We start from the raw sequence: 26,046 nt of genomic DNA on the forward strand, positions 1-26,046 counted from the left end.
GAATAGAGAAATGACTAAAAAGCAAACTTATTTAAACTATATAGACGGACAATGGAGCCCATCCCTAAGTGGAAAATTGACTCCGAGCATCAATCCTGCCAATAGGGAGGAAATCGTCGGCTATGTGCAGGATTCTGCTGGCCCAGATCTTGAGCTTGCCGTGAGCGCTGCTAATCGTGCCAAAGGGGCATGGCGAAAGCTTTCGGGTGCAGCACGTGGCGATTATCTGTTTAAGGCGGCCAATCTCTTGGAGGCAAGGCTTGAAGATATAGCAGAAACAATGATGCTGGAGATGGGTAAAACCTTTGCTGAATGTAAAGGTGAAACGGCTCGTGGAGTCGCGATTCTCCGTTATTATGCCGGAGAGGGTATGCGTAAGACGGGTGACGTTATCCCTTCCACAGACCATGAGGCGATGATGTTCACAATGCGAGTGCCTCTTGGAGTCGTAGGTGTCATTACACCTTGGAATTTCCCTGTTGCGATCCCGATGTGGAAAATGGCGCCTGCACTTATTTACGGAAATACAGTTGTGATCAAGCCAGCAATCGAAACCTCGATTACGGCAGCCAAGCTTCTGGCTTGCTTCGACGAAGCGGGCTTCCCGCCAGGTGTTGTTAACATGGTTACAGGCGATGGCGAAGTGATCGGAGGCGGCATTGCGCGTCATGCCGATATTCAAGGGATTACCTTTACAGGCTCCAATAAAGTCGGGAAACAGATTGGTCAAACTGCTCTAGCCCGTGGAGCAAAGTATCAGCTGGAGATGGGCGGGAAAAATCCGCTTATCGTTGCAGAGGATGCCAATCTTGATCTTGCCGTAGATGCGGCAATTACCGGCGGATTGAAATCCACTGGGCAGAAGTGTACAGCAACCAGCCGAGTTCTTGTTCATGCTTCTATCTATGAAACCTTCAGAGCCAAGCTGTTGGATCGTGTGCAGCAGCTGAAGCTGGGGAACGGGAATGATGCTTCAACGTGGATGGGTCCTTGTGCCAATGAGAAGCAGCGTAATACGGTTCTTTCCTATATTAACAAAGGGATTGAAGAAGGAGCGAGCTTGCTCTTCGGCGGAGGCATACCTGATAACGAGGATTTGAAAAACGGATATTACGTACAGCCTACTGTATTTGACAATGTGACTTCGAGTATGACCATTGCCAAAGAAGAAATCTTCGGACCTGTGCTGGCGCTCATGCCTTTTGATAATCTGGAAGAAGCTTTATCACTTGCAAACGACGTGGAATATGGGTTAAGTGCCTCGATTTTCACGCAAAATATCTCATATATCCTCACCTTTATTGCAGATATGGATGCAGGCTTAGTACGTATTAACGCTGAAACCGCAGGTGTTGAGCTCCAGGCTCCATTTGGCGGCATGAAGCAATCCAGCTCTCATTCTAGAGAGCAAGGACAGGCAGCCATCGAGTTCTTTACATCAATTAAAACGGTTTTCTTAAAAGGTTAACTACACCAAGCGCCAGATCATTCGCAAAAACATTAGCGGGTATAGAAGCGTTGCATAAGTTGCGATGTTTGTGATCCAAATAATGGTACGAAACATACGCTCTACAGCTATTGTCTTATGAATCGAAAAAAGCACTTAAGGTGTCGCCGCTCGTTTCCTTGCCGGGAACGAGCGGCTTTTTAATTGACAATAAATCGGTGATTCGGACAAAAATATCGGTATATCTGCCAAATACGTAGGAAACATTCCCCTATATACTGTATCTATTCCAGAAATAAGGAGCGTATTCAGATGAATCAAAAACCACAAGTAGCCGTTTATTATTTTCCCAATTATCATATCGATCCACGGAATGAAGCCTGGCACGGTAAAGGCTGGACCGAATGGGATTTAGTTAAAGGTGCCACTCCTCGTTTTCCTGGGCACCAGCAGCCTAAGGTGCCGATGTGGGGTTATCTCGACGAATCGAAGCCGGAAACGGCGCAGCTGCAAATCGATGCTGCCGCAGATCATGGCATTGATGCATTTATTTACGATTGGTATTGGTACGAGGACGGCCCTTTCCTCAATCATGCGCTGGAAGAGGGATTCTTAAAGGCACCCAATAATGATCGTCTTAAATTCTCTCTAATGTGGGCGAATCACGACTGGATCAATATATTTCCTTACAAACGCAGCACAGATCATACTTTTCTTCAAAGTGGTAAGGTCTCTGATCTAGCATTTGATGCGGCTGCCGATTATATGATTGATAAGTATTTTAGTCATGCTTCTTATTGGAGAGTGGATGGAGGATTATATGTATCCTTTTATGAGCTGATGAGCTTGATTCAAAGCATGGGAGGTGTCGAACAGACACGGGCTGCTCTGGATCGCCTTCGCGTTAAAACACGCAAAGCCGGCTTAGGCGAGATTCATCTGAATGCAGTTGTTTGGGGGATTCAGAATTTGCCGGGTGAACAGACGCTGGAAAACCCTAATGAAATGGTGAAGGAATTTGGTTTTGACAGCGTCACTTCATATGTTTGGATTCACAATGTGCCAATGGAATCCTTTCCAACTATTGATTACCCGCAATATGCGCAGAAAGCGGAGCAGGACTGGTATAAGTTCCGCGAGCAGTATGAGATTCCTTACTTCCCTAACGTATCCATGGGCTGGGATTCCAGTCCGCGAACCGTGCAAACAGATGTATTCGACCAGTTGGGTTATCCTTTCACATCCGTCTTAATAGGTAACACACCGCAAGCGTTCCAAGCTTCCTTGGAAGCTGTGAAAGTATTTTTAACGGATGAAGAAGCAAGCTCTCCGCCTATTGTTACAATCAATTCATGGAACGAGTGGACGGAAGGCAGCTATATTGAGCCGGATACTGTGCATGGCATGGCCTATCTAGAAGCGATTAAGGATGTATTCGGAAGCAAGGAATGAAGCAAATAAAGAGCCAGCCCTTAAATACTTAGGGGCTGGCTTTTATAGCATTGCTGTCTTATCTCGCAGCGTATCTGCATAAAATTTGGGTGAAATACCTTCCGCTTTTTTGAAGATTCTGCTGAAATTATAAATGTTGTTATAGCCGACAAGATCGCATATTTCCCCGATGGAGTGCTTCTTTTTCTTTAAATATTCTTTGGCCTTATCCATGCGAATATGGGTATGAAATTCTAATGGTGTTTTGCCTGTTGCTTCTTTAAACAGGGTTCGAAAGTAATTCGTGGATAATGCCAAGGAATGGGATAAATCATGGACATTCAGATCCTCTTGGTAATGGTCGTACATATATTGAATCGCACGCATCATTTCTATTTTGTGGGAATGCTCCTTTTCAATGCCTTCTTTCGTCTTACAATCTCGAATCAAATACTTTAATATTTGCAGCATTAGTGCACGAGCTTCGATCGGATAGGTGAGCTGTTTTTCCTGAGATGCCAGCACCAGCTCTCTAAATAGCTGCAAATATTTATGTGGATCTGAAGCGTTGGCTGTCACTGGGAAATTGATTTCATTCAAAACAACAACTGGGCGATCGGATAGCTGTTGCTCTAAAGGAACTTGATTTAAATTTTTATAATCGATATTTCGATAAACATGATCCGCTGAAAAGTCCAAGCTTTCTCCCATATAGAGCAGGTCAAAATGAACGGCAAAATAGTGATAAGCTTTACCAGGGCTAATGGAATAGGAATGGCGGACATGGGGAGGTATAATAAAAACATTTCCCGGTTTCATGTAGTATTTCTTATCATTGATGTGAAACTCGCCTGTGCCCTCCATTAGAAAAATGATCTCATAATCATAGATCACTCTAGGGGGGATAACCACAATTTCTTCGATTTTGTTCCACAATTCTTGTACAAACCGAACATAAGGAGCAAGATTCAGCAAATCGATTTTTCTCATGATTGGGGCTATAGCAGAAGAGGCTTCTATTTGTACCAAATTGCTCACCACCTTTATACGTTGAGTATAAAAGGCATGGGTGGATAAGTACATGTGTTCAAAAAGCCATTTCTAGGGCAAAATTGTGGTTTATTTATAATCCTTTGGGCTTATCCCAACGGTTTTTTTGAACAGCTGACTGAAATAAGCAGGATCCTTGAAACCAACCTTATAGGCAATCTCATAGGATTTCATAGATTGTGTCAAGAGCAGTCTCTTGGCTTCTTGGATTCGATATTCGGTTAATAAATCGCTGAAATGCTTCCCTGTCTCTTGTTTGATTTTTCGGCTTAAATAGGTGTAAGAGTAGTTTAAAAAAAGTTGGTCCTTCAAGGTTTGCAATGTAATCTCATCCATATAGTTCAAACGGATATAATTCGTGATTGCTTTTATTTCTTCGGAAACCATATTTTGTTTGGAATGAGTAATAGCGGCCATGGTTTCCTTGAGATAATTCTCCAGCACCACCATCATATCGGACAAGATGTCGATCGCGAAGATTTGTTTGCGAATTTGCAAATACAACTCGTTATTGATTTCCAGACTGAATTCTTTCCTTGTTCGATCTGTAATTTCAAGTAGGTTTAATATCTTTTGCTGGACTTGGTTCTTATTCAATCCAGTGCCCATGATCTCTTTATAGATGATTCGAATAAAGGCATGCAGCTCTTCAGCACCGCCTACGCGCAAAACCTCTTCCAGTGCTTGCTCGTTCAACTCTTTTCGGTGGCTTATAGGGTCATCCAGCTGCTGCAGGACATCAAAGGAAATAATAGAATTTTTTCCAAGCAGCATGCGATAGTCCTGACATTGTTTAATCTCTTGAATGCCCTGCGGCAATTGCACCAAAGATGCCAACAAGCTGCTAAGCTCAATTGAAGTACTGAACAAGATGCTATCCGCACACATTTGCAGAATTTCTCTTGCGATCAGAAAGACATGATCCCGGAAAGCAGTTGTTTCTTCATCTCCGGAGAAGATAAGCAAATAAATACCGGATGGGGAAAGGAAGCTCCAGTGCACATAGGGATAAGTTTTCATTAAATTATTGGCTTTTCCGTGCAGAGATAATTTAGAGAAGGTTATCCCGCTTTGATGAAGCAGATCAATATTGTCGATATCAATCGAGAGTACGATGAATTTCCGCTCTGCCATTTGGATGCTTTGCAGAAAATTACATTTTTCCTCCTCTGACTTCAATGGATTTACAAGCAGCTGAAAGGCTTCATCCTGCCATTTTTGCTGCTCTTCTTGTGAGTCCAGCTTGCCAACCTTAATTAGGCGGACGCGCTCAATCAGCTCTGGAACATGGATGGGCTTCGTAATAAAATCCGAAACACCAAGCTTAATCGCTTGCTTGGCATATTCAAAATCGCTATATGCCGTAAGGAAAATGATATAAATTTCGGGATAGCTTTCACGCACGAGCTTGGCTAGCTGCAGACCATCCATGATCGGCATACGAATGTCGGTAATGAGAATATCCGGTGGATCGGCATGAATCAGCTGCAAGGCTTCTTCGCCATCGGCAGCCTCACCGCTAATTTGACAGTCCATCGATTCCCATTCGGGAATGGTCGCGATTGCTTCGCGAATTTTCGGCATATCATCTACAATGATTATTTTCATTCAACTTTCTCCTACATCAGAATGGGCAGTTTCAGGCGGACCAGAGTGCCGTGCCTCACAGGCATAAACTCAAGCCCATATTTATCTCCGAAATGATGTTGAATTCTAGACTGAATCATGGCTAATCCCGTTCCCAATCCTTTGGAGTTCAAAGCGCTGTCATTTATTCCTCCACCATTATCCTCTACCTCTATTATCATTTCGTAATTTTCCTCATAGGCGCGAATGATTAACACCCCTTGTTCTTTATTGGCATCAATGCCATGGATGAATGCATTCTCAACCAAAGGCTGTAAAATGAGCTTGGGAACCTTGACATTCATTAAGTGCGGGTCGGTTTGGAGCTCATATCGAAAGCGCTCCCCGTAGCTGTATTGATGGATTTGGATATAATTTTGCAAAAATTCCAATTCGGTATGTAGCGGGATGAGCGGATGTCCCGGTGAAATGGAAAAACGGAAGATGGCTGCTATTTTTTGCATAATATCCGGGATGTGTTCGATATTCGTTCTTGTTCTGGCTAAGCTGCTAATATACTCCAGACTATTGTATAAAAAGTGCGGATTCATATACATACGTATCGCTTTGAGCTCCGCTTCCTTATGCAGCAATTCTGTCTTGTACACCTTTTGAATCAAATCCTGGGTTTCGAGGATGAGTCGATTAAAGCTGTGGCAGAGCGTAGCAATCTCATCCTGTGAACGAATATTGCTGATCAGCGCATACTCCCCCCGTTCTGCCCGTTTCATTAATTTGGTTAGCGTGCGCAGCGGGTTGGTTACATTTTTGAGAATGAAATAGGTTATGAATAACACGCTAATCCAGGAAAGCAGCGTTATGGCTGCAGCGAATAGGGTTTGATTGACCATTTCAGAGCTTAGCTCATTCGTGCGAATAATACTCAAGTATTTAAAGTCTGCATATTTAGAGGAAGTAGAGTCAACCACTATGTTTCTATCTTTCGGTTTCTCGAATAACTGACCGATTTGGGTCAAGGTGTTCATAGAAAGGATAATATTGTTCTTAGATGTAATTAAGAAGGTATTCGGGCTGTAGTTATCATATAATTGCTGCACCTTTTGCGGGTTGAGCATGAGAGTCAAGTATCCTAATGTCATGCCATTCTCTCGATCTAAGATTTGCAGGTTGCAAACAAGGCGTTGATGATCGATAAAAAAGGCCCATTCTGCTTGTCCTTCCCGTTCAAAGGTCATCACATGAAGTCCTTCCAGGAATTGAATGGGGATTTGTGAGCCAGTCGAATATATCAAATTAGTTCCTTCATGGAGATAGATTGCATCTGCGTAATCGCCAATTTCGAGCTTCATATTATCCATCTCGGAATCCAGAACATTCTGTACGGTAGTAATAATCCTTTGTTTTTCGTTAGACTCTAGTGGATATTTTGTAGGCATGACCGTATTACGCAATAATTTAACAATTTGCGGCTGATCGCCGATATCATTCGTTTTTTTGGCAAAGGCTCGCAGGATCCCGTCTATTTTCCCCGCTGTTTCCATAAGGGTCTGGTTTCTGGACTCCATTAATTTTTGCTCCAAAATATGTTTGGAACGTAGATAAAAGGTGCCGCTAACCAGCGTTAAAGGGATCAAGGTTAATAAAGAATAGATTACCATCATTTTGTAAAGTAGTCTGGACCGCATCCATTCCTTCAATTTACGCACTACGCTGATATCCTTCCCTTGTACGGAATAATTTTGATTCATTTTAGTGTAGTGTAAAATCTGGTAAAAATACAGTAGGATCTGGTAAAAATACAGTAGGATGTGTCAAATACAAAAAAGATAACTTGCATTAACATATAAAATGTAAGCGCTATCTCGAATGCTGGAGCTAAGGTGCTCGAGAGTGAAGCTTAATTATAATTTGGAAAGAGGGATGAATAATGTTGAAAAAGTGGTACGTTCAAAGCCTGCTCTTGTTTGGATTCACAATTGCTTTGCTATTGATTTGCGGCGGGTATGCGAGCGCGGCTAGCTACTATGTGAATAACCTCTCTGGATCAAATTGCAGCAACAGTTATGCGGGAACGCTCAGTACAAGCGACGGCACGAATGGTCCATGGTGCAGCTTTACACCTATAAATGCAACGACATTCACCGCAGGTGACCAAATTTTATTGCACAATGGCGCTACATGGACAGGGCAAACGCTAACATTGAAAGGAAACGGAACAGCGACTAACCCTATCCTGCTGTCATCTTACGGATCGGGAAGTAATCCGATTATCGCTCCAGGTATAACAAATGCAACTACGATTTTACTGAATGGGGTAGGCGGCTGGAAGATCACAAATCTTGAATTACAGAATGCTTTCGAAGGCATTCGGCTGCAGTACGATCATGTGACGAATAAAGATTACATTTGGATTGAGAATGTAGTCATCCGGCATATGAACAGCAGCTATAACAGCAATCCGTCAGCTTACAGCCACACTTCTGCGGGAATCAGCGTGCGAACTTTAGCGGATGTGTCTTCTCCTCAAGATTCGGATATCGTGAACGCTCCCTCCAGATTAACAGCGTTGACCCATTTAACGATCAAGTCTGTATCCATGTATGACTGCGACACAGGAACCTGGTTCGGGATTAAAGCTGACTCTGGCTTCGGCGGTCCTAATGATGCGCAGATGTGGATAAAAAAAATAACGATGCAGGATGTCTCCATTGACGGCGGCGGAATGTGGGGCTTTGATTTTCACTTTATAGACGGAGGCACCTTCACCAATCTCATAGCTAGAAATGTTGGGACAGTAACGAATCCGTTCGGATCAGCAGGTATCGTCGTCGCCTACTCCAAAAATGCTGAGTTTATTGGAGGTGAAATCAGCAATGTGGTTCGAAATCCAGCTCAGAACTATGATGGGTGCGGGTTTGACTTCGAAGGGGTCGGTAAGAATATCTCACTGCGCGATATGAACATTCACGATACAGCCGGAGCGGGAATTTTTCATTTTAATAATGCAAACACACCTGATGTGGATACGGTCATCAACAATAATGTCATCAGCCATTATGGCAAGAATACGTCCAATACCAGCAACCAAGAAGGAATTACTTTTGCTGGAGGCAGCGGGATTGTTACGAATAACATTTTTAATAATAGCAAAAGTAGAAGTCAATATGCAGGGACTTATTCTGGATTTACTTTCATTAACAATTCGGTCAATACGGTAAGCAGCAGCTTTGTACCAGCCGCTCCAGCAGCTCTAGCATCCCCTGCGGGAACAAGTCTAGTATCTGGCCAAACGCTGGGTACACTTCGCAACGATTATACGGGACAAGTGGGGATGAGATTTACGACAGGCAGCAGCGCTATGACCATTTATGGTCTGGGTAGGCAATTTGTCACTGGTAACTTGAATACCCATACGGTTGCCTTGTATAAGGATAGCGATAAGTCACAAGTTGCGCTTTGCAGTGTGAGTACTTCGACCGGCACTGCGGATGCGTTAGGATATAAATATTGTAAGCTGGCTTCAGCTGTAACTTTATCGGCAAATTCCAGCTATTTCATCGTGACCGCAGAGGACAGCTCAGGCGACCAATGGTATAACGACGACACCACCATTTCCCCGAGCGCTGGAACAATCCAGACATCAGGTGTTTATGGGGGTGGAAATTGGTTTAACAGTACAGCCGGGAATCGCAATTATGGTCCTGTCAATCTTCTCTATGTGCCGACAACTAATCTGGCGCTTGGAGCAACCGCATCCGCTTCTGGAACGGATACTGCAAACGGTTATGCAGCGAGTAAAATAAATGACGGTCTTGCCAGCACGGACTTCAATGGATGGGCAAGTGCAAGCCCAGTCATGCCGCAGTGGGTACAATTGGATTGGGGAATGAATAAGACATTTGATACGGTCGAGCTGTACACAACAACCGGCTATGAAACGAGAGGTTACCAAATTCAATATTGGAATGGATCCTCCTGGGTCAATTGCTTCGCTGCGGTGACAGGAAATAACCAAGCCCATAGGTCGCATACGTTTCCAGCGGTTACGGGGTCAAAAATTAGAATATATGTGAACCAAGGGGATGCAGCTTCCAGTTATGCAAGGGTAAGCGAGCTAGAGGTCTATTTTGCAAATCCTAATTTAGCACCTGGAGCAATCACTTCAGCCTCTGGGACGGATACAGGGAACGGCTACGCGATGAGTAAAATAAATGACGGTATTGCCAGCACAGACTTCAACGGTTGGGCAAGTGCAAGCACGGTCATGCCGCAGTGGGTACAAATGGATTGGGGAGTGAATAAGACATTCAGCCGAGTGGAGCTGTATACGACCAGCGGCTATGAAACGCGAGACTACCAAATCCAGTATTGGAACGGAACCTCTTGGATAGATTGCCTTACCGCGATAACGGGTAATACGCTTGCGCATCGAACACATACTTTCACAGCTGTTACAGGATCGAAGCTCAGGGTTTATGTGAACCAAGGGGATGCACTTAGCAGCTTTGCGAGGGTGAATGAGTTGGAGGTTTATTACAACTAGAGGGAAGAAGCTTGCTTCACCGCCAAGGATGGCTAGAGCCGTCTCTTCTTGTACCGAATCATTTTGTTTCGTTAAATGGCAGTGTAAAATCGGGTAAAAAGACAGGAAGATATGTCAAATACAAAAGGGGTAACTTCTATTAACATAGTAAATGTAAGCGCACCACAACAAAACGGGGAGGTTATCATTTTGAAAAAGAGATTAGGGATCATACTCACAGCAGCATTAATGGTAAGTTTATTAGCAGGCTGCAGTAAAAGTGAAAATAAGGTTTCGACGGACATTACAACGCCAGAAGGAAACAAAGGTACGAATTCTAGTCCAGTTGAGCCAACAGGCGGGGATAGCGAGGCTTTTACCATACGTGCTTCAACTTGGTTCTTTGATGATACAACTACAGCTTACCAAGCTGCGATCGAGAAGAAGTATAAAGAAATGTATCCAAACGCGACGATTCAATGGGATGTACTGCTTGGGGAAAAATATTTTGATAAATTAAAAACGGAATTGGCTACGAACTCAGCAGCCGACGTGATCTTCTTCCAAAACTTTGGAGGACAGGATCTATTGAATTTATATAACAAAGCAGGCTATTTGACGGATCTAAGCGATCAGCCTTGGGTATCTACTGTAGTTGAAGCTTCGCTTCCTTTCTTAAAAAGCGAGGATGGCAAAGTGGTGGCAGCTGGTACGACAGTAGGCGGAGAAGGCTTTTGGTACAACAAGAAAATTTTTGCCGATAATGGGTTAACAGCTCCTACAAACTGGGATGAATTCATTAAACTGAACGAAGCCTTGAAAGCGAAAACAATCACACCGATAGTAGCAGGGTTTAAGGATCAATGGACGCTCGGAATGACGTTGACGGATCTCATTCAAACGATTAAATCCTCCAAAAACATCAATTTTGATCGCGATCTTTATGACGGTAAGGAAAAAATCAACGGTCCGGAATATCAAGAAGCTTTGGATAAATTCGCCGAACTAACTTCTAAGGGCTTCTTCAACAAAAATGCATTGACGATTGATTGGCCGCAAAGCCGGTTGGAATTCGCAGCAGGCAAAGCTGGGATGATCTATCAAGGGAACTGGCTGCCGGGTATGCTCGATGCTGATTGGAAGGACAAAGGCTTAACTGCTTTTGATGTCGGGTATTTTGCAATGCCTGCTGGACCTAAACCGGTATTTTCAATTGGCGCAGGTGACTACATTGCTGTTAATGCAAAAACAAAATATGTGCAGCAATCCAAGGATTTGCTAAGCGCCATCATTGATGAATCGACCTTATCGATTCGCGCTAACGATTCAGGCTCTGTGCCTATCTACAAAGATATGAAGGTAACCTATACGGTTCCTGCGACGAATGATTTCTTGGCACTGTTTCAAAATGGCATAAAGGTACCAGGTTATGCATTAATACCACCATCTGTTGGTGATACGCTTCTGCAGGCAGCCTCAAGATTGGTTGCTGGAGAGAAATTATCAGGCAAAGAACTGGAAGATGCACAGAAGAATTATGACAAAGACAAAGGCTCACTCATCTTGCCTAAATAAGGATTGCTATTAAATAAGTTAACTATTCAGGAGCCAATGGTAGATAAAGCTGATCCTAGCGACCATTGGCTCATCTACTAAGGTGGGGAGTCAAATGAAACCGAACAGAAGGCTGTTTTGGTGGGGGGCAGGTTTTCTTATGCCCTCTATGATTATCTTTGCATTGTTTGTCTATTACCCATTTACAAGCAGCTTGTATTATTCGCTAACTGATTGGAATGGCATTACCAAGCCCAATTTTGTTGGAATTTCAAATTATAAAGATTTCTTTGAAGATGGTATGGTCATGCACGGTTTAATGAATACCTTCTATATCACTCTATTCGTCATGATCATATCGAATCCGATATCGCTGATTTTAGCCCTGCTGTTGAACCGACCCTTGAAATCACGAGGCTTTCTCCGCTCAGCCTTTTATTTACCTTCTATTATTAGTCTAGTCGTCATCTCGATTGTATGGGGCAATATATTGCAATATGAAGGGGTAATGAACACTTTATTGCATCGTTTTGGTTTGGATACGTGGATACAGGATTGGCTGGGATCCTCGAAGTCAGCCATGCTCAGTATTGTTGCAATTAGTGTGTGGCAGTTCACAGGTTATGGAGCTGTTATCTATTTGGCAGGTCTACAATCCATTCCAGTTGATATCTATGAAGCCTCCAAAATTGATGGTGCTAGCGGCTGGAGCCTCTTCTCTCGCATAACCTTTCCTTTGCTTATGCCATCTGTAACGATTTGCACATTTTTAGGATTGGTTGGCGGCTTGAAATTTTTTGATCTGCCCTTTATCTTAACGAATGGCGGTCCTGGTGATTCAACAACTACGCTTTCTATGGTGATCTTTAAAATTGCCTTTTCTTTTAGCAAATATGGATATGCCACTGCTGCAGGTGTTTTGTTTATGTGCTTAATCATTATAGTGACAACCATCCAATTGCGAATTACGCGGAAAAGGGAGGTTGAATACTAATGCAATCGTACACAGGTCTTCGGAAGAATAAGTTGAATGCTTTTGTTGAAATTATACTGTTTATCATTTCTTTGATTTTTTTGTATCCGGTTTACTATATGATCGAAGCCAGCGTGAAGCCAGCTAAGGATTTCTACACCCCGCTTCAATTACCGACAAGTATTATTTGGGATAATTACACGGCTGTGTTTAATAAGGTCAATGTATGGAACGGATTTATGAACTCCTTACTGATTTGCGCTGGAACGCTTGCCATCGTGGTCGCGTTTTGTTCGATGGGTGGATATGTAATCTCTAGACTGAATCATCGTTTTTTTAAATTGATATTTTTTATTTTTCTGTCCGGAATGATCATCCCGCTGCAGACAAGTATGATCCCTCTATTCAAGCTGGCTTTGCTGTTTGATTTAATGAATACGCGAACATTAATGGTCTTGATCTATACGGCGGGCACCATTCCACTAGCCACGATGCTGTACGTCGGTTACACCAAGAATATTCCGATTGAGTTGGAGGATGCGGCCTTTATCGATGGGAGCAGCCGTACGCGTATGTTCTGGAGGATAATTTTCCCCTTGCTGCTGCCGGCTACAGGGACATTGGTTGTTATATCTTTATTCGGATTTTGGAACGATTTTATTACGCCGCTGATCTTCATGCAGGATCAGAACAAAATGACGTTAATTATGCAAATCTATCGCTTTAAAGGTGCGCACTCCGTAGAATATGGGCCGATTTTTGCCCTCTGTGCTTTGGCAACGGTACCTTTGGTCATCATTTTTGTTTTTATTCAGAAATATTTGATCAAAGGCATTACAGCAGGTGCGATTAAGGGTTAGAAGTGTAATTTAGAAGCGTAAGATCTATTACAATTCGGAGGTCATGATATGTCGAGAAAACCCTATGAAATTGCTGCTTATTACTTTCCACAATGGCATGCAGACCCGCAAAATGAATTGAAATTTGGCGAAGGGTGGTCGGAATGGATTGGCTTAAGGCAAGCAAAGAAAAGGTTTCCTGGACATGAACAGCCAAAAACACCGCTGTGGGGGGAGCTCGATGAAGCCGATCCACTTGTATCTGAGATACAGATAAATGCGGCCGCCGATCATGGAATTACGTGCTTTATCTATGATTGGTATTGGGATTTGGGCAGCTCCCAGCTAGGCCCCTTTCTACATCGAGCATTAGAGGAAGGTTACTTACAGGCTCCCAATAAAGATCGTCTGGACTTCGCATTAATGTGGGCGAATCATAATCCAATCAATCGCGAGCGCTTCGAGGCGATGGCGGATTACATTGTAGAGCATTATTTCTCCTATGAACATTACTGGAAGGTAGAGGGTGGTTTGTACTTTTCCATTTATGAAATGCACACGCTCGTCCAAGGCTTAGGTGGGGTCACTGCAACTAGAGATGCCTTACAAAGCTTTCGCGATAAAGCTAAAGCAGCAGGATATGGAGAGCTCCATATTAACGCAGTTGAGTGGGGCTTGCAAGATACGCATAAAGCCATTCTAGGCGAGGACTCCAATGTGTTTATTCAATTGGTTGGGATCGATAGCGTGACTTCCTATGTTTGGTTCCACAATGAAGTGCCTCAAGGATTTCCAGAGATGTCTTACGATGAAGGGGCTGTGATAGCGAATCGGCTTTGGACGGCTTTTACAGATCAATTCATTGTTCCTTATTATCCTAACGTTACGATGGGCTGGGATCCTAGTCCGCGGACTGATCAAGCGAATGACTACATACAGGGGGACTATCCGAATACCTCGATTTATGTAGGTAATACGCCAAGTGCATTCCAGAGATCCTTGGAGCAGGTAAAGGAATATCTGGATCTACAGCAGCTGGAAAAACCCAAGATTGTCACCTTATATGCTTGGAATGAATGGACAGAAGGCGGATATTTGGAACCGGATACAATACATGGCTATGGTTATCTGGAGGCTATAAAAGCAGTATTTGGTTAGGAGCTTTTTTTTGAAATCCATTATATGAGGAGTGAAAAAGTCTATGTTAACGGCTTTTGGAATGACCACAAGGAATGGTAAAAGGTTGTTCACTTGGTTTCTGGCGGTTACTTTATTACTGTCCGTTATACCAATAAGTAAAGCATCAGCAGATGCTCCAAAATTATATACTGAGGTGCCTTCAGAGGCTAGGCTTGTCTCACAAGGTGCACCAGTCACGGCGTATAATGGCATGGAAATTCATGATGGCCCTCAAAGTAACTTAACAGATGGCGATCTTACTACACTGTCTGGAGGAGCATTGGGATTTGTTGATTTGTATTTGGATCTGGGTCAAAAAATGGGATTGGATTATGTGAAGATCAATTTCAATCGCCATTGGACAGGGGTTAATACCATCTATGTGTCCGATGACGCCACGAACTGGACGGAAGTCGTCAGTGGAGACGGCAGCCTAGGCAAATATGAATATTTGCAGAATACGACGATCACCGATATTTTGAAGAATAATATTTTCGGTGCCTTATTACCCTCCAATACATCGGGTAGGTATGTAAGAATAAGAGCCCAACAGGATTATGTGAATATTAATGAAATTCAGGTTTATTCACAAGATGCTCCACCTGTAGTGGTTTCTAAACAATATACAGAGGTGCCTTCAGGAGCAAGGCTTGTCTCACAAGGTGCACCAGTCACGGCGTACAATAATATGGAAATTCATGATGGCCCGCAAAGCAACTTAACAGATGGCGATCTTACTACACTGTCTGGAGGAGCATTGGGATTTGTTGATCTATATTTGGACCTGGGTCAAAAACTATCATTTGATTACGTTAAAGTTTTTTTTACTAGACTCTGGAACGGAACAAATACCATTTATGTGTCAGACGATGCCCAAAATTGGACGGAAGTAATCACTGGAAATGGCAGCATAGGGAAATATGAATATTTAAAAGATACTACTGCCACAGATGCAATTAATCAAACTAATATTTTGGGTGCATTATTACCAGCCCATACAGCAGGCAGATATGTAAGGTTAAGAGCGCAGCAGGATTATGTGAATATGTATGAAATCCAAGTGTATTCCTCACAGTCTGTGCCTTTAGAGCATTTGAAAGTAGAAGGTTCATCCACGATGAGCGTTGTACAAGGTTTCTCGATGCAAATGAATGTTAAAGCACAACCGGAGCTGGCGTCAGATAAAAGCGTTACATGGAGCGTTGTGCCAAAAGCAGGTTCAACAGGTGTAGCTTCGATAGACGCTGCTACTGGCCTTTTAACAGCAATAACAGCAGGGATCGTAACCGTTAAAGCGACCGCAAACGATGGCTCCGGGATTATGGATTCAGCGGATGTTAGTATTAACCCTTCCGTTGAACAGTGGAGAGAAATGGAGTTTTCATTAGTAAGCTCCAAAACCTACAACAATCCATTTATGGATGTGGATGTGACGGCTAGTTTTACGGGTCCGAATGGTGAAATTCTGACACGTCCCGCATTCTGGGATGGTGGGGAAACGTGGAAGGTTAGGTTCTCACCAACTACTGTAGGGGAATGGTCGGTTACTACCCAAGCTACCGATTCCACAGATACAGGCCTTAACAGCAGCACGCCAATCTCCTTCAATAGTGTTGAATACAAAGGAACGTTGGATATCTATAAGCGAGGTTTTCTTAAAATAAGCGATACGAAGCGTTATTTCTCTTATAATGACGGAACTCCGTTCTTTTACTTGGGTGATACGCATTGGTTCATGCCATCCGAGGACTTTGATGCTTCAAACGTTGACGGGATTGATTCACAATTCAAATATGCCGCGGATCATCGAGTAAGCCAAGGCTATACGGTTTATCAGTCAGAACCGCTTTATACAAATGGTAATTACCTTGATGTTTCACATGGAATTGTGCCCACACATCTAGCAAGGCTTCAGGATATGGATCGGAAATTTCAATATATTGCGGATGCTGGACTTGTTCATGCTAATGCCGCTCTAACCTTTAGATCTTTATTGAATGTGACAGATCCTATTACAATAGAAAAATTAGGAAAATATTGGCAAGCTAGATTTGGAGCTTTCCCTGTCTTGTGGACGACTGCACAAGAGGTCGACCCGGGCAATGATGTTAATCCGTATTGGCATATGGTTGCGAAAGCGATCTATGATAGCGATGCTTATCATCGCCCATTAACAGCTCACATGGAAGGCGGCGATGCGCTTCATTCAGGTTGGGGAGATAAGTATTATCATTCTTGGTTTGCTGTGCAGCCCTCCAATTTGCAAAAAGATGGCTATCAAACCTTTTGGGATTATGCTATAAAGCAGCCATATGTTGCCTATGAAACAGGCTACGAATTTAACCGGACTACAACTGATGTGGCACGTTCTACTCCTTATCGAGCATTCTCCAATGGTGCTTTTGGATTTGGTTACGGCGTACAGGGAGTATGGGCATTAAGTGATTCGCCGGATAATTGGTTTCCTTATGGTCCGTATTATCGATGGTTTGATGGATTGAATGCATTAGGCGGCTTTCAGATGACGTATTTCAAAAACTTCTATGAAAGCTTGCAGTGGTGGAATCTCACGCCAACCTTCCGTGACACAACGTACGCTGACTTTACAGGGAAGGATCTTTCTTACCTGCTGATTGATGGGAACAAGACCTATATTGCTTATTTTGCTGAGACGAATAAAACAACAGGTACCCTTAAACAAATGGAAAACACCGTATATAAAGCAGAGTGGTACAACACAAGAACGGGTCAGTACACACTTATATCGGATCAAGTAACACCTGTTAACGGACAGTGGGTTATTCCGCAAAAACCCGATAACTTGGACTGGATCCTATTGGTGACTTCAAGCCAGTCAGCGCTTTCGCCAAAGCTTGTCGTATCCAGTGCAAACCAAGCAACGACGATTAATACGCAGCATGCAACGCTGCAGATGTCAGCTGTTATAAATGTGGAGCATACACCTGCTCAGGTTAGTTGGAAGGTGACCCAAGTTGACGGATCCGCTACTGATTTGGCAACGATCGATCAGAACGGTTTATTGACCAGCTTGAAAAACGGAAATGTACTGGTTACCGCAACAACTGGAAACGGCTTATTGACCGCTTCCAAAACCGTTATCTTAACCAGAAAGGACAAAGCTAATCCTCCTGAAAAAGCGCAAAGCCTGACTGTAGTCGATGGGGGAGAAAAATTTGCGGGGAATAAGCAATTCCTGACTTATTTTTCGCCAAGCAATACTTGGGATCAAAGAGTGGACTGGGCTGTCTATGAATCAGACGGAGTAACGCCTACGGATAAAGCGATGATCAGTCCATTTGGAATCATTACTTTATTGAAGGAAGGCAATGTGAAAATTGTCGCAACTGCAATGGATGGATCAGGAGTTAAAGGTTCCTACGATTACCCGATCCATTTTGATATTACGAACCCATTACTTGTAGGAGCAGATGCAACTGCTTCCTCATCTGATTATGGCAATGATTATACACCAGCGAAAGCGATTTTGAGTAAGCATGGTGCTTTCGAGGGATGGAGCTCATCGGCGGAAATCCCAACCTCCTATGACAAGCCGGATTGGCTGCAGGTTAAATTTGCTCAGCCGACGGTCTTGAATCATATTGAAGTCTTTACAACAGGTTATGGTTATAACATGAAGGATTTTGATGTGCAATACTGGGATGGAAGCAAATGGACCAATCTATATTCAGTAAAAGGGAATACGAAGGACGTAATAAAGGTACTGTTTCCCGAGATTACGACAACCCAAATCAGGGTGATATGCTACAAAGGGGATGCAGGGGGCATAAGCCGTATAGACAGCATTGAAGTATATAAAGACCCTAAATCGCATGATGCAAGTTTAAGTGGCATTTCTGTTGGAGGGAAAGTGATTAACGGTTTTACGCCTGGTACTAAAAGCTATCAGGTCGTGCTGCCAGCAGGGACATCTGCAGCTCCAACGGTTACAGCGGCAGTGAATGACAGTCACGCGAATGTTACGATCACTCAAGCAGCGGCATTACCTGGTACTGCAGTTATTAATGTGACGGCAGAGGATGGAGAGACAACAGTTGTTTACGAGGTTAAGTTTACTGTTGCCACAAGTCCACCTGCAACAACGCCTTCTACGTCAACGCCAACAACACCAAAGCAAGGCAAATCAGGCAGCGTGAATGTGGAAGCAAAGGTAGATAGCAGCGGCATAGCAGCAGTTGATGTGAAGGCGGCTGATTTACAGGATGCTATCGAGCATGCTGTTAACGGAATCGTAACCATCAATGTGCTGGGCACGAAAGAGGCTGACAAAGTAACGGTGACCATTCCGGCACAGCAGTTCCGTACAGGAACCGGGACCCAAATTGAGCTCCTTATCGTGGATACCGGTCTTGCCGTTCTATCGATAAAGGCAGAAGCATTAGGGGGTTGGATAGATGCTGATTCGCAATATATTCAGTTATCTGTGTCCAAAACGGATACACCTGAACAAGTAAAACAACAGATAGGCAGCCATGTCGTTTATGACTTTAGCCTCAGTATCGACGGGAAGCCAATTAGTGAATTCAAAGGAAATTCAATAAAAGTGTCAAGAGACTACACGCTCCAGCCCGGCGAAGACCCATATACCATAGTCGTATATTACATCGATGATAATGGAAAGTTGGAAGTTGTAAAGAATGGACTTTACAATTCTGCCACCGGTCGAATGGAGTTTTCACCTAAACACTTTAGCAAATATGTGATCGCGAATAACCAAGTGAACTTTAGCGATGTGGCAGCTGTAGTTTGGGCCAAGAATAGTATTCATGCATTGGCTGCTAGAGGGGTTATTGCGGGGAATGGTAGCGGTCAATTCAAGCCAAATGACCATGTCACTCGAGCAGAGTTTTTGAAGATGCTGATGGAATCCTTGGACCTCGTCGATGGAAAGGATACGTCTTCTTTCAGCGATGTGAAGAAAGGGAGCTGGTATTACAGTTCTATCGCAGCTGCACAAAAGCTAGGCATTGTTAAAGGGAAGAACGACGGCAGCTTTGGGGTGAATGAACCTATTACTAGGCAGGATATGGCCGTAATTGTATACAAAGCAGCACAAGTGGTAAAAGCAAAGCTGAACGGCGGCAGTAATGGAGTTCCGTTTACGGATCAAGGGGATATATCCACTTATGCCTCGGAAGCGGTGCTGGCCATTCAAAAAGCGGGCATCATCAATGGATTGGATAACGGCAGCTTCGCTCCGAAAAGCCAAGCTACGAGAGCGCAAGCAGCTGTAATGATCTACAAATTGTTTACTCTTATAAGTTGAACTTAAGAAACGAATAATGAACCGCTGCACAGATGGAATGTTCTTCCGATCGCTGTTGAGCCCGGATTCCTTGTTTTGTCCCCTGATAAGGGGGAAATCCGGTCTCAAAGGCGAGCGCTGACGCTTCTCCAGAATCATCCATCCGCTCCTGCACCAAATGGACCGCCCGATGATTTGCCGGGCGGTTGATTGTAATCAGTGTTTGCCATAACGAAAACAAAAGCGAAGCGGACGGAATCGTTCTGAAGAAGCGATAGCGTTCGCCTTTGTCTCCGGATTTCTACCTCTAAAGGATAGAATCAAGAAATAGGGAGACAACAGCGATCGTAAGAATGATCCGTCAGCGTAGCGGGCTTTCACGCACAAACAATGCTTCGAAAGGGGAATAGCTTCTATGTCAAATCCGACTATCTTTTTTCCGCAGACCAAACAAGTTGAAATTGAGAATCGGCCAATGCCCAGCCCAGCTAACGATGAACTGCTGATTGAAACGTTGTATACGCTAATAAGTACAGGAACTGAGTTGACCATATTAAACGGAGGCTTCAAGGAAGGATCCGGTTGGGATCTGTATGGCAAATTCCCTTTTAGTCCTGGATACAATAATATCGGCAAAGTAATCGATGTCGGGGAGGATGTGCCCAGGGATTGGATCGGGAAAAAAGTGGCCTCTTATGGTTCTCATGCCAAATATGTTGTGAGCAGCATTCAACACACCCGCCTCATTCACCGAGATATCCCGGATGAGCACGCCGCTTTCTTTACCTTGGCGGAAATTGCGATGAACGGGATTCGCCGCAGTCACATAACATGGGGGGAATCTGCTGTCGTGTACGGCTTGGGACTGATTGGACAATTAGCTGTCCGCTTCGCAAAAAATTGTGGCGCTCAACCGGTTTTTGCGGTGGATATTTCCGATGAGCGATTACGTAAACTGCCTCGTGATCCCGCTATTATTCCGATTAATTCGATAAAGGAAAATGTTGTGGAAATCGTGAAGCAGGCAACAAGAGGACGGATGGCGGATGTTGTTTTTGAAGTTACAGGATCTGGGCCACTCATTCCTGAGGAATTCAAAACATTAAAGAAACAAGGGCGGTTTGTGCTCTTAAGCAGTCCCCATTCGGCTACGCCTAATTTCGATTTTCATGACCTGTGCAACGGTCCAAGCATCACCATAATAGGAGCTCACAATAGCTCTCATCCGCAGCATGAAACCGATGACAATCCATGGACGAAGAGTAGGCATGCAGAGCTTTTCTTCGATCTGGTTGGTGATAAAATGCTTGATGTGGAACCGTTAATTAGCCACCGCGATATCTATACGAATGCTGCTAGTCTCTATCAAATGCTGCTTACGGACAGGTCGGCAGCGATGGGCGTTGTGCTCAAGTGGTTTTAATATAAACAAGAAATTCTGTAATTATTATATGGAGGTATTTCCTAAATGCGAAAAATGAAAGTAGCCGTAATTGGCTGCGGGACGATTGCCAGCAGCCAACACATTGGAGCTTATGCTCGGAACGAATTCGCCGAAATCAAGTATCTTGTAGATGTCAGACAGAGTCATGTTGAGGAAATGGCCAAAACGTATAATGTACCCTTTACGGAAACAGATTTCAGAAAGATCCTCCTTGATGAGGAAGTGGAGGCTGTCTCGATTTGCACCCCTAATGATACTCATGCTCCAATAGCCATTGCTTGTTTGAATGCAGGCAAGCATGTCCTGTGTGAGAAGCCTGCCGCTATCAATTTGGAACAGGCTGTAGAAATGAAGAAGGCTGCTGACCGGAATAATAAAATTCTCAATATCGGTATGGTCAATCGTTATAATACGGCTGTTAATCGAGTTAAACAAATGATCGACAACGGTGAGCTAGGCAAGATTTATCATGTGAATTGTTCTTTCCGGACCCATCGTGCAATCCCCGGTTTGGGAGGACCGTTTACGACAAAGGCCAAATCGGGTGGTGGTGTATTGATCGACAGAGGTGTGCATTTTCTGGATCTAATCTTCTATAGTTTAAGTCAGCCTAACGTACTGACCGTGACTGGTGCTGTACATAGTGAAATGGCCAAGGATATGAAGCAATATACCTATCTTGATATGTGGGCAGGGCCGCCTAGATTCGATGGAACTTATGATGTGGAGGATTATGTTACGGGAATGATGCGTACCTCGGGTCCGACCATCAGCTTGAATGGGGCATGGGCCCAGAATATCGGGGAGACCGCCATGTTTGTGGAATTTCTCGGAGATAAAGCCGGAATAAAGCTGCAATATGGTGGAGAAGATTTTAAAATTTATTCAGCGGAAAAAGGAGCACTTTTCGAAACAATGCCCTCCTTCCCTGCTGCGGACATGTTCTTTGACGAAATTGATGGATTTCTTCGTTCCGCCATGGAAAATACAAAAGACAGAGCTAATATTGACCATGTCATCCTTACTTCAGAGGTGATGGAATCCATCTATAAATCAGCTGAACTCGGAAAAGAGGTCAGTTGGTAACATGCCTACAATTGATATGACCCTTGATGAACTGAGGCAATACAAGGGGACCAATCCTTGTCCTGTCGATTTGGATTCGTTCTGGGATGAGTCTATCCAAGAGATGAAAAGTGTTCATGCTAATGTGGAGTTAGTTCCAAGTAAGTTTCAAGTGCCCTCAGCAGACTGCTTCGACCTTTATTTTACCGGCGTGGGAGGAGCGAGAATTCATGCCAAATATTTAAGGCCCAAGCATGCTTCTGAGCCGCATCCGGCAGTTGTGAATTTTCATGGGTACAGCCTTGATTCAGGAGACTGGATAGATAAGCTTAGCTATGTAAGTTTAGGCTATTCCGTTTTAGCAATGGATTGCCGGGGACAGGGAGGTAAGTCAGAAGACTCAGGCAGCATTAAAGGTGGAAATACATACTTTGGCCATATTATCCGAGGGCTGGATATGGGGCCTAAGCATTTGTTATTTAGGCAAATTTTCTTGGATACCGCCCAATTGGCCGGCATAGCTATGGAGCTTCCAGAAGTGGACGGCACACGTGTTGGTGCATTTGGTGAGTCACAGGGAGGGGGATTGGTCTTAGCTTGTGCGGCATTAGAGCCGAGGATCAAGCTGGCGGCACCGGTGTTTCCATTTTTGAGTGATTATAAACGGGTCTGGGACATGGATTTAGACGTTAGTGCTTATCAAGAGCTTCGCAACTACTTCAGACAATTTGATCCTTTGCATGAAAGAGAAGATGAGATATTCGAAAACCTGGGGTATATCGATATTCAATTCTTGGCTAAACGAATACGAGGTAAGGTGATGATGGCTGTTGGTTTAATGGATACAGTATGTCCGCCTTCCACTCAATTTGCCGCATATAATAAGATCAACGCTGAGAAACAAGTAGTCATTTATCCGGATTTTGCTCATGAAAGATTGCCAGGAATTAATGATAGAACATTAGAGTTTATGTGCGGGTTGTGACGTAATCACAGAAACAAAGTTACTAGCGACTACACGCACTAGTAACTGGATAACCGTTTCTCCACCAAGGGGCCGTTCGATAATTTGTCGGGCGGTTTCTTGTCCTTAGAAAATTGCGGGGGCGGCATCGTCAGCAGCTGGTGCTGGATGCAATCAATAGGATAAAACTGGACTCATTGCTGTCTGTAAGCCAAATTCAGAAAACGTATAGGAGGCAGGAAAGATGAGTGAGCAATCGTTACTATTCCGAAATGGTAAGATCTATACTCCCGATGGGAACCTTTATCAGGAGCGTTTAACGATTGTTTACAACGGTAAAATCGTAACAGAAACTAGCGGTATTATTGAAGGCGGTATAGTTGCTTGGCAAGGTGAGCGGATCGTTTATGTGGGCCCAGATGAAGGTTTTTTCGAGACAGAACAAATAAACAATCAATCACATTTATTAATTGATGCAGAAGGTGGCTGGGTACTTCCGGGATTTATTGATGTACATGTGCACGGTGGATATGGTCATGATTTTATGGAGGCAACTGTCGAAGCGTTTGATGAACTTACACGATTTCATGCCGCTCATGGCACAACGGCTATACTTGCTACAACGGTTACTGCTCCACGAGATGCCCTTAGCGATGTAATCCAGACTGTACATGGGTATAGAAGTAGAGACTTACGTTATGCAGAACTTCTGGGTGTCCATCTTGAAGGACCTTTTATTAGTTCTAAATGGTCTGGCGCGCAAAACCCCGAGCATATACTGCCACCACAATCAGACTGGTTAGAAGAATGGGTTAGAGAATATCCGGGTATTATCAAGATAGTTACACTTGCGCCGGAGAGTGAAGGAGCCATGTCGCTTATTACATGGCTTAGCCAGCAGGGTATTGTGCCTGCATGTGGGCATACAGATGCAACCTATGACTGTATCCTTGAGGCCGTTCACAATGGCTTGCGTCATGGGGTTCATACGTTTAATGCAATGAAAGAGCTTCACCACCGCGAACCTGGAACAGTGGGGGCTATCCTCAGCGATGATCGTATAAGTACTGAAATCATCGCGGATGGTTATCATGTACATCCAGCTTGCATTAGGATTATGACCAAGCTGAAACGAGCGGATCAAGTCATTCTTATTACGGATGCCATACCAGCAGCTGGATTGAGTGATGGCGAATACACAATTGCGGGGCTTGATGTCATTGTGAAGGATTCCGTTTCACGTCTAAAAGAAGGGGGGAACTTAGCCGGCAGCATGTTGACGATGATTGAAGCCTTCCGATTTATGATCCATGTTGTAAAGTTGGAGATCGAACAGGTAAGCCGGTTCGCGAGTGGCAACCCGGCACTGTTACTTGGCATTGAATCGGATATGGGAAGTCTTCAAGCAGGCAAGCTTGCTAACATACTGCTTCTCTCGCCGGATTTAGAACTCTTGCAGGTATGGGGGCGCGGCCGTTCTATATTTGAACAATAGCGTCTATAAGTGCCTGGGGTGTCAGCCTTATTTGATTAAAGCACGCGTGCTCTCTCTAACAATCAAATGAGGTGATACTTGTGACTCCGCATTTTCAAGCTTTGTATCTCCATAAAGCAGCTTTTCGGCTGCCATTTTGCCAAACTGAAAGGTGTTCTGATCCACGGTAGTAAGACGCGGCGATGTCCACTGCCCTAAAGGCTGGCCATCATAGCCGATGATGCTGATGTCATTAGATACCTGTAAACCGCGATTGTTAGCTGCTTGAATTGCACCAATGGCTTTATAATCACTCGCTGCAAAAACGGCTGTTGGGGGCTCAGCAAGCTCCATTAATTCGTTGAAGCCTTCATAACCAGAGGCCTCTGTTTCTTCACTGCAATCTTTAACAATTACTAAGTCAGGATCAAATGCGATATTATGATTGCTAAGTGCAAGTCGGTAACCTTGGAGGCGAAAGGAAAAGTCCGAGAAAATCTCCATTTGTGATTTGCCGGATACAATTATGCCAATACGAGTATGCCCCAAATCCAAAAGATGCTGCGTGGCTAAGTAACCACCTGCTAAGTTGTCTCCTGTAATATAGGGAATTTCAAGGTGAGGGAAATAGAATTGAATAGTGAGCATTTTCCGTTTTTCTAGCTTCCACTGGGAAACTGTGTTCATGAATTCTGCCATGTTGTCATCGAATAAACCGAAGAGAATATAACCCGCTTCCAAATCTTCCGGCAGTTGTAGACGATCACCCATATTATAGATAGCAAATTCAATCTTATGCTTGTTGCAAACCTCAGCAATCCCAGACAACATAGCTAAATAGAAGCCGTCATTTAAAAGTCTGGAGAGAACGTTGCGATGAACAAAATATATTTTTGAAAGTGCAGACGAAATTGTCGCTGACTCGAGCATGCCAGAGGTAGCTTTAATAAAGCTGCCTTTTTTGCGTATACGAATAATTAAATCCTCCTCGGCAAGATAAGCAAGTGCCTTGCGCATGGTCATTTCGCTTGTTTTATAGATGCGAGCGAGCTCTGTTTGTGACGGAATGGGATCGTTAGGTTTAAGCTCTCCGGTTGATATGCGATGTTTAAAGTCATCGATGATTTGTTTGTAAATTGGTTTTTTCGGGGCGAGACTCAATCGGATCACTCCTGCTTCTATGTGGTTGCCTATTGATTAAAGATACTGGAGTTATTCGAATTAAGCAATATA

General features: G+C 43.8%; 16 protein-coding genes. 12 read left to right on the top strand and 4 right to left on the bottom strand.

Features of this window, described 5'->3' with window-relative positions; all coding sequences use genetic code 11:
* Nucleotides 1-10: 10 nt before the first annotated feature.
* Both gucD and EKN16_RS02395 read left to right on the top strand, forming a co-directional pair.
* Nucleotides 11-1,468 (top strand): alpha-ketoglutaric semialdehyde dehydrogenase GucD, encoded by a 1,458-nt coding sequence (gene gucD, locus EKN16_RS02390; RefSeq protein WP_125653533.1) that lies wholly within the window; start codon nt 11-13, stop codon nt 1,466-1,468.
* Between the two features lie 291 nt (nt 1,469-1,759).
* Nucleotides 1,760-2,899, top strand: coding sequence for a glycosyltransferase WbsX family protein (locus tag EKN16_RS02395; RefSeq protein WP_125653534.1), 1,140 nt, complete (start codon nt 1,760-1,762; stop codon nt 2,897-2,899).
* A gap of 42 nt (nt 2,900-2,941) precedes the next feature.
* Here the strand turns inward: EKN16_RS02395 and EKN16_RS02400 are convergent, their stop codons facing one another.
* From EKN16_RS02400 to EKN16_RS02410, 3 genes are all read right to left on the bottom strand, one after another.
* On the bottom strand, nt 2,942-3,907 hold the full coding sequence (locus EKN16_RS02400) for an AraC family transcriptional regulator (RefSeq protein WP_183530625.1): 966 nt from the start codon (nt 3,905-3,907) through the stop codon (nt 2,942-2,944).
* 90 nt (nt 3,908-3,997) lie between these two features.
* Nucleotides 3,998-5,536 (bottom strand): response regulator, encoded by a 1,539-nt coding sequence (locus tag EKN16_RS02405; protein ID WP_125653536.1) that lies wholly within the window; start codon nt 5,534-5,536, stop codon nt 3,998-4,000.
* A gap of 11 nt (nt 5,537-5,547) precedes the next feature.
* Complete coding sequence (locus tag EKN16_RS02410) at nt 5,548-7,176, bottom strand: sensor histidine kinase (protein WP_164522645.1); 1,629 nt, start codon at nt 7,174-7,176, stop codon at nt 5,548-5,550.
* 266 nt (nt 7,177-7,442) lie between these two features.
* Between EKN16_RS02410 and EKN16_RS02415 the strand changes: the two genes are divergently transcribed.
* The 10 genes from EKN16_RS02415 to nagA all read left to right on the top strand — a co-directional run bounded on the left by EKN16_RS02415 (nt 7,443) and on the right by nagA (nt 24,834).
* Nucleotides 7,443-10,058, top strand: a complete 2,616-nt coding sequence (locus EKN16_RS02415; protein WP_125653538.1) for a discoidin domain-containing protein — start codon at nt 7,443-7,445, stop codon at nt 10,056-10,058.
* A gap of 189 nt (nt 10,059-10,247) precedes the next feature.
* Nucleotides 10,248-11,612 (top strand): ABC transporter substrate-binding protein, encoded by a 1,365-nt coding sequence (locus EKN16_RS02420; RefSeq protein ID WP_164522646.1) that lies wholly within the window; start codon nt 10,248-10,250, stop codon nt 11,610-11,612.
* Between the two features lie 94 nt (nt 11,613-11,706).
* Entirely contained in the window at nt 11,707-12,585 is an 879-nt protein-coding gene (locus EKN16_RS02425) for a carbohydrate ABC transporter permease (protein WP_125653540.1), read from the top strand.
* Nucleotides 12,585-13,424, top strand: a complete 840-nt coding sequence (locus tag EKN16_RS02430; RefSeq protein WP_125653541.1) for a carbohydrate ABC transporter permease — start codon at nt 12,585-12,587, stop codon at nt 13,422-13,424. The genes EKN16_RS02425 and EKN16_RS02430 overlap by 1 nt, the downstream gene beginning before the upstream one ends.
* Nucleotides 13,425-13,472: 48 nt before the next feature.
* Nucleotides 13,473-14,561 carry a glycoside hydrolase family 99-like domain-containing protein gene (locus EKN16_RS02435; RefSeq protein ID WP_125653542.1) on the top strand — a complete coding sequence of 363 codons (1,089 nt, stop codon included), beginning with the start codon at nt 13,473-13,475 and terminating at the stop codon, nt 14,559-14,561.
* A 43-nt stretch (nt 14,562-14,604) separates the two neighbouring features.
* Nucleotides 14,605-19,887 (top strand): S-layer homology domain-containing protein, encoded by a 5,283-nt coding sequence (locus EKN16_RS02440; protein WP_125653543.1) that lies wholly within the window; start codon nt 14,605-14,607, stop codon nt 19,885-19,887.
* Between the two features lie 394 nt (nt 19,888-20,281).
* Nucleotides 20,282-21,289: a zinc-dependent alcohol dehydrogenase gene (locus tag EKN16_RS02445; protein WP_125653544.1), complete on the top strand. Its 1,008-nt coding sequence runs from the start codon at nt 20,282-20,284 to the stop codon at nt 21,287-21,289.
* Nucleotides 21,290-21,334: 45 nt separating this feature from the next.
* Nucleotides 21,335-22,396, top strand: a complete 1,062-nt coding sequence (locus tag EKN16_RS02450) for a Gfo/Idh/MocA family protein (protein ID WP_125653545.1) — start codon at nt 21,335-21,337, stop codon at nt 22,394-22,396.
* A 1-nt stretch (nt 22,397) separates the two neighbouring features.
* Nucleotides 22,398-23,360, top strand: coding sequence for an acetylxylan esterase (locus tag EKN16_RS02455; protein WP_125653546.1), 963 nt, complete (start codon nt 22,398-22,400; stop codon nt 23,358-23,360).
* Nucleotides 23,361-23,583: 223 nt separating this feature from the next.
* Nucleotides 23,584-24,834: an N-acetylglucosamine-6-phosphate deacetylase gene (gene nagA, locus EKN16_RS02460; RefSeq protein ID WP_125653547.1), complete on the top strand. Its 1,251-nt coding sequence runs from the start codon at nt 23,584-23,586 to the stop codon at nt 24,832-24,834.
* Nucleotides 24,835-24,861: 27 nt separating this feature from the next.
* On the opposite strand, the gene EKN16_RS02465 is transcribed toward nagA, so the two are convergent.
* Nucleotides 24,862-25,974, bottom strand: a complete 1,113-nt coding sequence (locus EKN16_RS02465) for a GntR family transcriptional regulator (RefSeq protein WP_125653548.1) — start codon at nt 25,972-25,974, stop codon at nt 24,862-24,864.
* Between the last annotated feature and the right edge of the window lie 72 nt (nt 25,975-26,046).

The sequence above is a fragment of the Paenibacillus baekrokdamisoli genome (genome assembly GCF_003945345.1).
In the GTDB taxonomy this organism is placed as follows: Bacteria; Bacillota; Bacilli; order Paenibacillales; family Paenibacillaceae; genus Paenibacillus_Z; species Paenibacillus_Z baekrokdamisoli.